Source organism: Bacillus sp. UNC322MFChir4.1, from assembly GCF_000746135.1.
GTDB lineage: Bacteria > Bacillota > Bacilli > Bacillales > Bacillaceae_G > Bacillus_A.
Map to the genome: position 1 here is coordinate 181,240 of NZ_JQKQ01000012.1, position 14,112 is coordinate 195,351.

Genomic DNA, 14,112 nt, shown 5'->3' on the forward strand with positions numbered 1-14,112 from the left:
AAGAAAGTCTCTTTCAACATGAAAGAGACTTTCTTTATTAATTCGAGTTAGTAGTAGCAGCTAACGTAACTGTTTTCTTTATTTTCTCACCATTACGATACGCTGTTACTTCGATTTTATCGCCAACTTTTTTCTTCTCGTATAAGTACTTACGGAATTGCACTGCATTTTCTATTTTTTGGTCATCAAAGCCAACAACAATATCATATTTTTGCAATCCTGCTTTTTCTGCTGGTGATGCTGGTTCAACCTGCGCTAACAGAACCCCACCTGTAATATCTTTCGGTAATTTTAATTGACTTAATGCATAGCTTGGAATTTCTTCAAGACCCCTTACTCCAACACCCATAACAGGGCGTTTTACTTCACCGTATTTTTCAAGTGCATCAATGACTGGTTTTGCGACATTAACCGGAATTGCAAAGCCAATTCCTTCTACTTCTTGCTGTGCAATTTTACTAGAGTTAATACCGATTACTTCACCATTTTGGTTAAATAGTGCACCGCCGCTATTCCCTGGGTTAATTGCTGCATCCGTTTGAATTACTTGTGCTTGCCAATCAGGGCGTTTATCCCCATTAATATCAACTGGAATTTCGCGGTCTTTACTGCTGATAATCCCTTCTGTTACACTGCCATCAAAGCCAAGTGGGTTACCAATTGCAATTGCAGATTCTCCCGCACGGATTTTATCTGAATTTCCTAGAGTGGCAACTTTATTAATATTTTTCCCATCAATCTCAACGACAGCTAGATCTAGCCATGGATCTTTTCCTACTAATTTTGCTTCAACCTTTGTTCCATTACTTAACTTTACTTCTAATTTATTTGCACCGTCAACAACGTGGTTATTCGTTACAACCAGCGCCTTATTTCCAACTTTTTTATAAATCACACCTGATCCTGATCCTGCCTCAGATTCTTGCCCTTGTGGATCGGCAGAAAATGGATCTACACTTTTTTGAAAGTTAATTACACCGACAACTACTTCTTTCGCTCCCTCAATCATACCAGGAAGATCTGTTTCACCTTTTGTCTTATTTACAACCGGAACGACCGTTCCCTGTACTTTTGATTGTGAAACGACACTGTTATTTACCCAAGGCATATACGGAGCCGCAACGCTAATTGTCACAGCACCGATCACAGCACCGACAACCCCTGTGAAAAAATATCCTTTTTTGCTTTTTGATTTTACAATCTCCGTCCGAGTTTCATTTGTCTCTGGTTGATCATAGTATCCCATAATTTACTTATCCCCTCTCTGCTGAAATCGTATTTTCAGTATATACACGATGTGTGTCCTTTCTGTGAACTCATCGTGAAATCCAAACAAAAAAATACTACCATATTCATTGTAAAAACATATACAAAAGATTGTACATGCAATCAATATAAAGGTGGATAAATAGCTCAAACTTCTACTCTTCGAATTTATATCCTACACGAATGACTGTACCTATATGCTTCGCTTTATCTCCTAATTTATTTCGAAGTTTCTTAATATGCGTGTCTACTGTGCGATCATCTCCGAAGTAATCATATCCCCAAAGCTGATCTAATAAATGTTGGCGAGATAATACAATTCCTTTATTCTCCATCAAATAAACAAGTAGTTCAAATTCTTTATGTGTTAATATTACTTCTTCCCCTTCAACTGTTACCGTACGGGATAAACGATTCACATCAATACCAGCAAGTGATAGCATATTTTCCTCCACTTGCCCTACTGCACCGTCAGCACGCTTTAGTAATGTCTTGGCACGAGCAACTAAAATCTTCGGACTAAACGGTTTTGTTACATATTCATCCGCCCCTAATTCAAAACCAAGTAAAGTATCATCTTCATCGGAGCGAGCTGTTAGCATAATAATCGGTACGGCTGATTCTTTCCTTACACGTCTACATACAGACCAACCATCAATTTCTGGTAGCATTATATCTAATATAATTAAATCCACGGAATGTTCCGCAAACAGTTCTAATGCTTGCTTTCCATCTTCCGCTTCAATCACTTCAAAACCTTCATTACGAAAATAATCACTAACAATTTCTCGTAATCTTCTTTCATCTTCAACAAGTAAAACTGTTTTATTCAATCCTATCCCGTCCTTTTACTCTTTCAATCGAATAATACGTTGATTCGAACTCCCTCGAAACGGCAAGGTGAGATCTCGACTCTCTAGCTCAAATCTTCCATCTACTAGTACATCAGCATAGTCCAACAGCTCTATCATATCATTATTTTGCGAATTCTGTATCTCTTCAAACGTATAACCTGTGTAAATCCATAAATTTTTTTGTAAATTTTTCACGTTTTTTGCCAATTCTTTTATTTCAGCGGCTTGAAAAAATGGATCTCCGCCCGAAAATGTTACATCAGTAAGGGGATTTTTTTCAATCTCATTTATGATTTCTTCTTTTGTCATCTCAGTCCCATTACAAATATTCCAAGACTGTGGATTATGACAGCCAAAACAACGATGCGGACAGCCCGCAAAAAATACGACTGTCCGCAATCCTTCCCCATCTACCACACTATCATGAATGATGCTCATTACTCTCATGAGTGTTTCACCCGCTCCTTTTCTTCACTACGCTTCGCGCTGTTCCACTTTGACATGTCTCCTACAAGATATCCAGTAATGCGGCGAATTCTTTCAAAGTCATGTTCATTTGCATTCTCACAGCTTGGACATTCATTTCCAATTATCCCATGATAACCACAACACTTACAGCGATCGACCGGGTGATTAATGGATCCATATCCTACACCATATTGGGCCATTGCCTTTACAATTTGCTGTAAAGCCTTTTGATTATGAATAGCTGCTCCGTCAAGCTCAATATACGTAATATGACCACCATTACAAAGTGCGTGAAACGGTCCTTCTAAACGAATTTTATCAATGGCATGAATAGAATAATAAACAGGAATATGGAATGAATTTGTATAATAATTATGATCTGTTACACCTGTAATTGTTCCAAATTCAGCTCGATCTTTTTTAATAAATTTTCCTGATAATCCTTCTGCCGGAGTTGCAATTAAAGAGAAATTCAATTGATGTTCCTCTGTTGCTTGGTCCATTTTCTTTCTCATATATTCGATAATTTCATAACCAAGCTTCCAAGATTCTACGTCTTCCCCATGATGTTTTCCCGTCAAAGCAACTAAACATTCTGCAAGACCTATAAAACCTATACTTAATGTACCTTGTTTTAAAATTTCAGCTACAGAATCTTCTGGTTGCAGTTTTTCGCCACCGCGCCATACTCCTTGGGAATATAAAAATTGAAAATCTCTTGCTTTTTTCGTCGATTGATAAGCAAGCCTTTCCAACAATTGACAAACACCTAGATCAAGATAATAATTTAATGCTTCAAAAAATGCTTCTTTAGAACCACTAATACACGCTAATTTCACTAAGTTAATAGAGGTAAACGATAAATTCCCTCTTCCAATCGCAGTTTCTTCTCCATGAATATTAGACATGACACGCGTACGACATCCCATATAACACACTTCACTTTCAGGACGCCCATCATAATATGCTGCATTAAATGGTGCATCTAAAAATGAAAAATTAGGGAATAATCGTTTCGCCGTCGTTTCTATAGCTAATTCAAACAAATCATAATTTGGATCTTTCTCTTCAAAATTTACTCCCTTTTTTAATTTGAAGATTTGAATCGGAAAAATTGGTGTTTCTCCTTTTCCTAATCCAGCTTGAGTCGCTCGTAATAATTGTTTAATTAATAATCTTCCTTCTTTTGATGTATCTGTTCCGTAATTAATAGAAATAAACGGAACTTGCCCCCCGCCTCTGCTATGCATGCTATTGGAATTATGAATAAATGCCTCACACGCTTGATACGTATCATTTTCTGTTTCTTTCCACGCAAACTCTTCTATTTGCTCAGCTGTTAATGGATATGTTGCTAAACGTTTTTTATTTCGTTCAAACGTTTTTCTCACATATGGCGCCAAATCCACGTCAAAAAGCGCAAAAGATTGTCCACCATGTTGCATATTTTGATTCGCTTGAAAAATAATAGAAGAAAGCGCCAACGCACTTTTAATATCTTGTGGCTGTCTCATATGTCCATGCCCTGTATGAAACCCGTTTTGAAGCATCTCTGCTAACGGAATTTGTGAACAAGTTGTCGTACCTGTTGCATAAAAGTCTAAATCATGTGGATATAAAACATTTTGATCAATTGCTTGTTTCACTTTCTCAGAAAGCAGTTGCTCTATCGCATAATACCTTGCGCTCTCAGAAGCAAATTTCCCCATCATTCCCATTGGAGATCGACCGTCAACATTCGCATTTTCTTGTATTAAATCTTGTTCATTTGCATGAATAATTTTCGCAAAAATCTCCTTTAGATTTTCATCATATTCATTTTTTTTGTTCATTTCTCGATTCATTCCTTAACCCCCAACAACATCTTGTTCATTTACTACAGAAATGATACTACATATAGTAAGAGTGGATCTGTGATAAATGTAACATTCTTGTGAAAGTTTTTTTAAGATCTATTGAACTTTCCCCTTATATTTCCAAGTTAAATTTTATCTTACAAAAAAGAAATGTGATCTGTACAAATGTATGGTACAATATACGGGAAAAACTCTTTTTACCCTTTATCAACACATTTGAATAAAGGAGACTGAACTTATGCTTACATATCTTTTATTTATCGTTGCCTATTTACTTGGCTCGATTCCATTTGCACTTGTTGTTGGAAAAATTGGTTATGGAATCGATATTCGCGAACATGGCAGCGGAAATTTAGGAGGAACGAATACATTTCGTACGTTAGGGAAAAAAGCGGGTTTTATTGTTACAATTGCTGATGTTTTAAAAGGGACATTAGCTACAGCGCTACCGATCATTTTTGGATTAAACGTTCATCCGCTTTGGTTTGGATTAGCTGCGGTACTTGGTCATGTTTACCCAATTTTCGCAAAGTTCCGCGGCGGAAAAGCAGTTGCTACTTCTGCTGGTGTACTATTATGCTACGCACCACTTACCTTTTTAGTATTGGCTGTAGTCTTTTTTACCCTACTCTTTACGACGAGATACGTTTCACTTTCTTCTATGATAGCAGCTGTCGTTGCTGTTATCGCAGCAATTATAAACGGGGATAAAATCTTCATTGTTGCCATGTGTTTATTAGCTGGTATGGTTATTTATAGACACCGTGCAAATATTGGACGAATTATAAATAAAACAGAACCAAAAGCAAAATTAACAAAAAAACACAAATAAGATTGTGACCCACATAACGCAAAAAGAGAACGCAAAGCATATAAATGGCTTCTTTTTGCGTTATTTTTTATACTAAAAGAAAAGCGATTATGTTGGAGGAATACTAGATGAACATTTCAGTATCAAAAGAAGCACTAAACTGGTATAAAAACGAGCTTGGTTTACAAACAGGCGATTGTCTTCGCTTTTTCGTACAATACGGTGGATGTAGCACTGTTCAAAAAGGTCTTTCATTAGGGATTCGTAAAGATGATCCAGCTACTCCTGTTGTACAATTTCAAGAAGATGGTATTACTTTCTTTATCGAAGGCGATGATGAATGGTTCTTTGACGGGCATGACTTATCTGTTACATTTAACGCTGATGATGAGTTCCCGCAATTTCATTATATAAAATAAAAAAACGTGGCCTACGCCACGTTTTTTCATTGCTTTTTAATCTTCTCGTATGTCTCATACCACTCTGGGTACAACTTTTTAAATGACACTGGACGAAAACCTTCTTTTTTAGCACAAATATTCGTTGTAAATGCTGTAATACAACGTTCACCATTTCCATTATAAATTTCATAGCCATATACAACACGTAGTGGGCTCACAGACTCCACCCATGTTTTCACAATAGCTTTTTCTCCGTAACGCATTGCTTTTCGATATGTAATTTGCAAATCAAGTACAGGAGATACAATCCCATCATTCTCCATTTCAACATACGAAAACCCTAAATCTTGAATTAATTTCGTACGGCCAAGTTCTAACCATACTAAATAATTTGCGTGGTACACGACACCCATTTGATCTGTCTCTGCATAACGGATGTCAACCTCCTGTTCTGCTATAAACATTGTTTTAACTCCTTCTCACTTGCATTTCTTTCTACACCTTTAATCATAATACAGAGAATATGAAAATAAAATAGAAGCGGCGGATCTTTTCCTTAAAGGAGTGAGCATATGCTACAAATCATAACTGTACGAAGTGGCGATAATGTGTATAAATTAGCTAAGCAGTACGGAACAACAGCAGAAACCATCGTGAAAGATAATGGGTTAAATCCAGCTGAAACACTCGTCATCGGGCAAGCATTAATTGTGAATACACAAGGAAATACCTACTTTGTACAACCTGGCGATAGCTTATATAAAATTGCCTTAACCTACAACGTCCCTCTCGCTAGCCTAGCAAAAGTAAATCATTTATCATTAAAATCCGCACTTCAAGTCGGACAGCAGCTTTACGTACCAAAAGGGACAAAGAAAATTATTGAATCGATTGCCTACTTACAGCCCTCTACAATTCCGATTAAGGAAAGCTTAATTGCTTCCACCAAAGCGGTCAATGCATATTTAACCTATTTGGCCTACTTTAGCTTTGAAGCAAAACGTGACGGAACACTGAAAGAACCTACACAAACATCTGAAATCGTTTCAATTGCCAAACAAGGACAGACAATCCCAATGCTCGTGATTACAAATCTTGAAAATGGAAGTTTTAGTCCCGAATTAACAAGCGTTATTTTACGCAATGAAACAATTCAAAATACGTTTATTACAAACATTTTACAAACTGCACAGAAATACGGAATGCGTGATATTCACTTTGATTTTGAGAATTTTGCACCAGCAGACCGCGAAGCATATAATCAATTTTTACGCAAAGTAAAAACACGTCTTCCAAAAGGATATACGCTCAGTACAACCCTCGTCCCAAAAACAAGTTCAACTCAAAAGGGACCTGCTGCAGCTCATGACTATAAAGCACAAGGTGAAATTGTTGATTTCGTTGTCATTATGACATACGACTGGGGATGGCAAGGTGGACCCCCTCTTGCAGTATCTCCAATTGGTCCTGTCAAACAAGTCATTCAATATGCAAAATCACAAATGTCGCCTCGTAAAATTATGATGGGGCAAAACTTATACGGATTTGATTGGATTCTTCCATTCAAACCAGGAAATCCTCCTGCAAAAGCAGTTAGTTCAATTGCTGCTGTTTCACTAGCCCGGAAACATAATGTCCCAATTCAATATGATTTCATTTCCCAAGCTCCTCATTTCAATTATTACGATGCAAATGGAGTGAAACATGAAGTATGGTTTGAAGACGCTAGGTCCGTTCAAAGTAAGTTTAATTTAATTAAAGAACAAGGAATTCGCGGCATTAGTTATTGGAAAATCGGCTTACCTTTCCCGCAAAATTGGCGTCTCCTGTCCGAAAACTTTTCCATTACAAAAAAAGGCTGACAATTGTCAGCCTTCTCCTAATCATTGCGATATGCCGCTTCCTCTTTAATTTCTTTTCGCATTCCTTCAATACTTTCCATGCGGCGCTCATTTTTCGCCTCGATCGCTGCACGGTCTTTCTCATTTGAAAACTCTGCAGCTTCTCTTGCTTCGTTCATATTTTCAATTGTGTTATATACCGCCTCTTGCAATTTCTCAACGTTATCACTGCGATCATCTGGGTTGGGACTTGTTTTATATTGTTCTGGCATCCTGTCTTCCTCCTTTATTGAAATTACATACAACATTAGTTTGTAAAAAAATTCTTTAATTATGTATACAAAAAGGATCCTACATTATGGATTAAGAATATAAGTGCCTTTTCGAACCGGACGTTCTGCTGTATTATGGAAGATGTGTACCTTTCTGTTTTTAATTGGAAGTTTTTTTACTTCCAACCTACTAAAAAGAATGATGTTATATGTCAATAAGGAAATGTTTCAACAGAGAATATGACACAGACAAAGATGAAAAATGATTTTCAAGGTGCGAAAAATGATTAGATTAGCTTAGTTTACATAACCTTTTCAACAAATTTCTAATTTAAGGGGTACTTGGAATGAGAGAACGCATTATAAGAGCTTTTATTGAAGAGATTCATGATAAAGGCCTAAAGTTTACAATGGATGATTTAGCAAACCGGATTGGTGTAAACAAACGATACCTTTATCAACATTTTTCTTCAAAAGTTGAAATTTTAGAGTTAATTATTGATCAATCGTTATCAGAGTTCGATGAAGAAACAGAACAAATTATGAATAATGCCTCTTTAAGCTTGATTGAAAAAATAAAACAGATTTGTACTGTATTACCTAATTTCGAATTTTACGACTTCAATGTGTTGGAACAAATGAAACGCTATTATCCGGAACAATGGAAAAGAGTAAATGATGCTTTGAATGAGTGGGAAGCTCTACGTTTGTTACTCGAAGAAGGTATACAGAAAGGTGAAATCATTGAAATCAATCCAACACTTGCTGTAAAGCTGATTATAGATGCCACAAATTCTGTCTTTGATCGACGTTTTTATATGGAAAATAATATTACTTTACCGGAAGCACTCTCTTCTATTGTAGACGTATTATTATTCGGCCTAGTCAAAAATAAATCATAATAATAATTAAACTAAAAACCGAGCATGGAACATTCATTCCGTGCTCGGTTTTGTTTTTATAAAAGATCTTTATACATCCTGAATCACCTTGAAGTTTATTTGTTTAAATATTCTGAATTTAATAATCGAAGTAAGGAAGCAATTGACATATGCCACAAATATTTAGACAAAGTATTTAACTGTGCTGATTGATTACACGCCTAATTATACATTATTTCAAATTGATCTCATAGTTCATTTTATAGTTCTTTTTCAAAAATTCTGGGCAATCCCATTCGCAAACAAGATCTTTAGCCAAAGAAACGATCCAGCCCTTTGTAATATGATGTCTTTCACCATCAACAGCAATAAACACTTCACCGTCTGTCACATAGAAAACTTCCTGCTCTTCTACATGCCAAGTTCCTTTATTAGGTTCACCTACCCACGCTTCCCAAGTGTCAACACCTAATTGTTTCGCTTCTTCTGCTGTAAGTTTTTTCGCAAAAAACATGATAATCCTCTCTCTTTCTTATAGGTAATGTTCAAGGAATAGATTCTATAAACGTGCTGTCTTAACATTCGTATCTTTTAAACGTTTGAACTCTTTTGTTATAAAGTATATGGCAATGAGAACGCCTGGAATTTCTGCAGCAGGACCTGCGTACCATACACCTTCTACACCCCAGAATTTCGGGAAAATAAACATGAATGGGAATGAGAAAAACAACATTTTGCTAACGTTAATAAACGTTGCGATCCAGTTTCTCTCTTGGGATTCGAAATAACCAGATATAAGCAAGCTAACTGCATTAAACATAAACAAAGAGTTGAATACAACTGTCGTCCAAATGCCCAATTTCTGTAATTCAGGATTACCGCCGGAAAAAAATGATACAATCGGGTCTGCAAAAATAATTAATAATGCTGTTGCAATCAAAAAGAAAGCAACCGTAAAAATGAGTCCAATCTTAATCGCTTGTTTAACACGATCAAGATTGCCCGCACCGTAATTATAACTAATGATTGGTTGAAGTCCCGTCATCCCACCGAGTGCTGCTAAGGCGAGCAAATTTGTAATATAACCGTTTTGAATGGTGAAAGCAGCAACGTGTAGCCCACCACCGTAGCTTAGCAGTAAGTTATTGAAAAAAATAATTGCAAAAAACATCATGAATTGACTCGAAAAAGATGCAAATCCTGTCCAAGCCACCTCACCAATTGTCTTGAGCCTAATCATCATATCTTTTATTTTTGGCTTAAGCTTTGTTTTCCCAAACCAAAAATAAAAGATTAGTAAGGCAGGGATCGATTGTGAAATTGTATTTGCCCACGAAGAGCCCATCATCCCCATATCATATTTCACTACCATAATCCATTCGGTAATTCCCGCAACAACTGCTGCAATTAACCAACTGTTCATTGATAATACAGGCTTTTCATCAATATTGGTTAAAATACTTAATACAACCGCCAATATCGTTATTGGCAATGAAATCCACAATAGCCGGCTATATTGCACCGCATATGGAAGTGCATCCTGACTTGCTCCGAATAAAATCATGATTTGATTTTCAAAGACTAATCCAAGTACAGCTAGCAAAATAGAGACAAATAGAGTAAACCATAAAGTTTGCCCCATAATACTCCTAGCTTCTTCAATTTCCCCTTTTCCAAGTCGAAGTGAAATGACCGCTCCGGCTCCTATACCAAAAAGAACACCGAGCATACGGGTAATAACCATGACCGTAAATCCAATCCCAATCCCTTCTACTTCCAGCTCCTGAAAGCCACTAACAAAATAGCCATCGACAACTGATACCACTCCAAGAATCGCATTCGCCATAATTCCTGCCAAAGCAAACCGGAAATATAGTAAAGGAATACTTTTGGTTCCTAGTGTTGAATCTTTTACTTGCTTTTGCTTTATTTCTGCTTTTTCTTTCTTAGGTGAGGGATGATTTCCTATTATCTCCATTCACATACCCTCCTAAAAATAATTTATAAAGCAAGTTAAGCCAAGTTAATTCGCATACCATCCTACAGGTTTAGCATGTTGGTGAATATTGATTTGTTTCGTTTCCATAAAGTGTTCGAGCCCAGCACTACCTAATGCACTGCCGATTCCACTTTGCTTATATCCCCCCCAAGGAGCGTCTACATAAGCAAGATGATAACTATTAATCCAAGTAATTCCCGCACGCAATTTACTAACGACACGTTTTGCTCGGTCCATATCTTCAGTAAATACAGCGCCAGCTAATCCATAAATGGAATCATTAGCTTTTTGAATTGCATCTTCTTCATCTTTAAACTTCTGCACAACAAGGACTGGACCAAAAATCTCCTCTTTAACAATACGCATATTATTGTTTACATCAGCAAAGATCGTTGGCGCAACAAAAAAACCTCGATCAAGCCCATTTTCTGTTAAGCGCTTACCACCACAAACTAATTTTGCACCTTCTTCGATTCCACTCTTAATGTAATGTAAGACGTCATTCATATGAGTCTCGTTTGTGAGGGCTCCCATTTCAATTTCTTCACTTTCTCCGTTGCCGACTACAATTTTATTTGCACGCTCAGCCAGTCTTTCAACAAATTTATCATAAATTGTTTCTTGTACAAGCAGACGAGATGCAGCTGAACAAACTTGCCCTGCATTATGAAAAATACCGAACATCGCATTATCGACTGCGGTTTCAAAATCCACATCGTCGAACACAATAAGTGGAGATTTACCTCCCAGTTCAAGTGAAATTTTTTTCATATTTCCCGCAGCTGCGTGCATAATATTTTGCCCTGTTTTTGTTCCACCGGTAAAGGCAACCTTATCAACATCATGACTCTCGGCAAGCTCATTCCCAACCTTTGATCCAGGTCCCAATACAAGGTTTGCCACTCCGGCGGGAATCCCAACTTCTTCAATAATTTCAAATAATTTGAATACACTTACAGGAGTGACCTCCGCAGGCTTAATTACGATTGTATTCCCTGCAGCAAGTGCAGGAGCAATTTGCCAAACAGCTAACATAAGCGGGAAGTTCCAAGGTACGATAAGCCCACAAACACCAATCGGTTCATGAATAATGATTGTTTCCGAAGAATCAGCACGGGTGTATGATTCTTTTTTCATACCTTTGATTAAGTCCGCATAATAGCGGAAACATTGAATCGACACTGGAATATCCACATTGGTTGTCGCACGAATAACCTTACCGTTATTTGCAGTTTCCAAACGTGCAATTTCAGCCGCCTTCTCTTCTAGACGATTTGCAATTTTATATAGATATTCAGCTCTTTCTTCGGCTGATAAATCTGACCAAACTCCACTGTCAAACGCTTTGCGTGCCGCCTTGATTGCCACCTTTGCATCCTCTTCTGATCCATCAGCAGATGTTGCGATTACTTCTCCAGTTGCAGGATTAATCACCTTTCTTCTAGAACCAGATAACGCTTCTACCCATTCTCCATCAATGAACATGTTAATTTTCACAAGTACCTCTCCTTTACGCAAAAATATCCAGCAGTTTGAAACCAATGTGCGCTATATTTACAAGCATCGTTTTCTGGTTATGGAACGGAAATGATTTTAGACGTTCCTTTTCAAATCGATATCCACCCGCACTCCCGGTAACAATCCATTCCGCCAATAACTTACCAAACAATGTTGAAAGAGATGCCCCGTGGCCCGTATAACCTGTTGCAAAATATGCACCTTCTTTGGATCTACCGAGAACCGGGAATGTATCAATTGTAACCCCGATAAATCCACCCCAACGGTAGTCAATTTTGCTCCCAGCCAGTTTCGGCATCAAGTTTACCATCGCATCGTAAACTTTTTGATATACGCTATCATCTAAATTTGGACGAATATCGCCACCGCCAAATACAATTCGGTTATCTGGTGTACGACGGAAATAGTAAAGGAAACTACTCGTATCAAAAACCATGCGATCTTGAGGAATGACAGTATTCAACAATGATTCTGGAAGCGGTTCAGTTGCAATAATACGTGCTGAAATTGGCAGGACACCTTTATTTAGTTCATTCATGATCTTTCCAGAGTAACCATCCGTTGCCATAATAATGTCTTTCGCAATAACAGAACCTTTTTCCGTTTCAACTTTCACACTATTTTGACCGTAATCGATGGATAATGCTTTAGAATGTTCAAAGATTCTTGCACCAACCGATTTAGCTGCTTCTCCTAAACCAATTGCATAATTCAATGGATGGAACGAGTAACTCAAGTCGTCGACTAAGCAACCATGATAAACTGGTGAATCGATCTCTTGATGCATTTGACTTCGATCAAGTACTCTTGATTCGTACCCAAAATTTTTATTCAAGTAATCGCTTTCAAGTTTTAATTCTTCAAAATGCTTAGCTTTGTATGCCACTACAATGTGACCTGTATTTCTAAAGTCACAGTTGATTTGATGTTCATCAATAATTTGTTTTACAAGCTCAATACTATACAAAGAGAGATCATTGAGCTGTTTCGCCTCATCAGAACCATACTTTTTAGCAAGCTGCTGCATCGTTGGCTTAAAGCCCGGCAATACCATCCCACCGTTACGACCGCTAGCACCGTATCCGATCGTTTCTTGCTCTAAGACAATGACATTCTTCCCTAATTTTTGTAAATGATAAGCAGAGGAAAGACCCGTGAAACCAGCGCCAATAATAACAACATCCGCCTCTTCATTTCCTACTAGAGTTTTTCCTTTCTCATAGTTGTTTGCAGTCGCTTTCCATAGAGAGAGTGTATTCATTTGATTCATCTAATCACTTCCTTTTTCCTGTGTGTTTAATAGAGTCATTTTAGTGGAGATATTGATTGAAAAGGTGTAAGAAATTTGTTCTACTACTGGAGTTATGGGGAATCTTCTATTAGAAATTGAATGTTATAACCCTTGTAACTAAAAATGTTATTATAGTTACTTGTTAATTATACTGAAAATAATGAATTATTCAACAATTTTTTAATTTGATTTTAAATTGCTTAATATTACATAAGTAACTCATACATTTAATTCCTTATTTGATTTAAAAAAGGCCGCTACTGACCTGCTCCTTTTGTTTAAAGCTTGGCATGTGGCAGGAAAAGGCCCTGACCGCTTCTATGCGCGGCCAGACGCTCTCGTCCTCTCCTAAATTTATGTCAGCTTTTCAATTTGGATTTATATAAAATAAGAAAGTACACCACTTAAAAAGGAGGCCACTGAAAAACTTCCGTTTTTCATCTCATAAAACATATGTAAAACAAAAAAGGCGACCTTTCGTTCAGTTTTGAACGAAAGGTCGCCTTTCTCTCTATACTTTTGTTACTGTTTCCCTTTTAATAATGTCATAATTCGTTTTAAGTTAACAGCGAATATTGCCATCGCTCCTTGCATTTGCATGCCAATAAGACCCGAGGAAGATGCCGTATCATACCCGTGTCTATGTTTGAGTTC

At 37.2% G+C, this 14,112-nt stretch carries 14 protein-coding genes; 4 read left to right on the top strand and 10 right to left on the bottom strand.

Annotated features, from left to right (window positions below; genetic code table 11):
* Nucleotides 1-37: 37 nt before the first annotated feature.
* From BR72_RS06240 to BR72_RS06255, 4 genes are all read right to left on the bottom strand, one after another.
* Nucleotides 38-1,246 carry a S1C family serine protease gene (locus BR72_RS06240; RefSeq protein WP_035430983.1) on the bottom strand — a complete coding sequence of 403 codons (1,209 nt, stop codon included), beginning with the start codon at nucleotides 1,244-1,246 and terminating at the stop codon, nucleotides 38-40.
* A gap of 175 nt (nucleotides 1,247-1,421) precedes the next feature.
* Nucleotides 1,422-2,099: a response regulator transcription factor gene (locus BR72_RS06245; protein WP_035430985.1), complete on the bottom strand. Its 678-nt coding sequence runs from the start codon at nucleotides 2,097-2,099 to the stop codon at nucleotides 1,422-1,424.
* A gap of 15 nt (nucleotides 2,100-2,114) precedes the next feature.
* Complete coding sequence (gene nrdG / locus BR72_RS06250; RefSeq protein ID WP_035430987.1) at nucleotides 2,115-2,567, bottom strand: anaerobic ribonucleoside-triphosphate reductase activating protein; 453 nt, start codon at nucleotides 2,565-2,567, stop codon at nucleotides 2,115-2,117.
* Nucleotides 2,564-4,420, bottom strand: coding sequence for an anaerobic ribonucleoside triphosphate reductase (locus BR72_RS06255; RefSeq protein ID WP_035431066.1), 1,857 nt, complete (start codon nucleotides 4,418-4,420; stop codon nucleotides 2,564-2,566). The genes nrdG and BR72_RS06255 overlap by 4 nt, the downstream gene beginning before the upstream one ends.
* 262 nt (nucleotides 4,421-4,682) lie before the next feature.
* Between BR72_RS06255 and plsY the strand changes: the two genes are divergently transcribed.
* Entirely contained in the window at nucleotides 4,683-5,276 is a 594-nt protein-coding gene (gene plsY, locus BR72_RS06260) for a glycerol-3-phosphate 1-O-acyltransferase PlsY (protein WP_035430989.1), read from the top strand.
* Between the two features lie 107 nt (nucleotides 5,277-5,383).
* A complete protein-coding gene (locus BR72_RS06265) occupies nucleotides 5,384-5,674 on the top strand; it encodes a HesB/YadR/YfhF family protein (RefSeq protein ID WP_035430991.1) in 291 nt (96 codons plus the stop codon).
* Between the two features lie 26 nt (nucleotides 5,675-5,700).
* Here the strand turns inward: BR72_RS06265 and BR72_RS06270 are convergent, their stop codons facing one another.
* Complete coding sequence (locus tag BR72_RS06270; protein ID WP_035430994.1) at nucleotides 5,701-6,120, bottom strand: acyl-CoA thioesterase; 420 nt, start codon at nucleotides 6,118-6,120, stop codon at nucleotides 5,701-5,703.
* Nucleotides 6,121-6,228: 108 nt separating this feature from the next.
* On the opposite strand from BR72_RS06270, the gene BR72_RS06275 reads away from it, so the two are divergent.
* Nucleotides 6,229-7,518 (top strand): glycoside hydrolase family 18 protein, encoded by a 1,290-nt coding sequence (locus BR72_RS06275; RefSeq protein WP_035430997.1) that lies wholly within the window; start codon nucleotides 6,229-6,231, stop codon nucleotides 7,516-7,518.
* A gap of 17 nt (nucleotides 7,519-7,535) precedes the next feature.
* On the opposite strand, the gene tlp is transcribed toward BR72_RS06275, so the two are convergent.
* Nucleotides 7,536-7,769 (bottom strand): small acid-soluble spore protein Tlp, encoded by a 234-nt coding sequence (gene tlp, locus BR72_RS06280; protein WP_035431000.1) that lies wholly within the window; start codon nucleotides 7,767-7,769, stop codon nucleotides 7,536-7,538.
* Nucleotides 7,770-8,116: 347 nt separating this feature from the next.
* Here tlp and BR72_RS06285 point away from each other — a divergent pair, with 347 nt between their 5' ends.
* Entirely contained in the window at nucleotides 8,117-8,671 is a 555-nt protein-coding gene (locus BR72_RS06285) for a TetR/AcrR family transcriptional regulator (RefSeq protein WP_035431003.1), read from the top strand.
* A gap of 211 nt (nucleotides 8,672-8,882) precedes the next feature.
* On the opposite strand, the gene BR72_RS06290 is transcribed toward BR72_RS06285, so the two are convergent.
* The 4 genes from BR72_RS06290 to BR72_RS06305 are packed head-to-tail and all read right to left on the bottom strand — an operon-like array spanning nucleotide 8,883 to nucleotide 13,437.
* A complete protein-coding gene (locus BR72_RS06290) occupies nucleotides 8,883-9,164 on the bottom strand; it encodes a cupin domain-containing protein (protein ID WP_035431006.1) in 282 nt (93 codons plus the stop codon).
* A 45-nt stretch (nucleotides 9,165-9,209) separates the two neighbouring features.
* Entirely contained in the window at nucleotides 9,210-10,628 is a 1,419-nt protein-coding gene (locus tag BR72_RS06295) for an MATE family efflux transporter (RefSeq protein WP_035431009.1), read from the bottom strand.
* A 45-nt stretch (nucleotides 10,629-10,673) separates the two neighbouring features.
* Nucleotides 10,674-12,146, bottom strand: a complete 1,473-nt coding sequence (locus BR72_RS06300) for an aldehyde dehydrogenase family protein (protein ID WP_081904802.1) — start codon at nucleotides 12,144-12,146, stop codon at nucleotides 10,674-10,676.
* Nucleotides 12,147-12,159: 13 nt separating this feature from the next.
* Nucleotides 12,160-13,437, bottom strand: a complete 1,278-nt coding sequence (locus BR72_RS06305) for an NAD(P)/FAD-dependent oxidoreductase (protein ID WP_035431011.1) — start codon at nucleotides 13,435-13,437, stop codon at nucleotides 12,160-12,162.
* Nucleotides 13,438-14,112 lie beyond the last annotated feature (675 nt).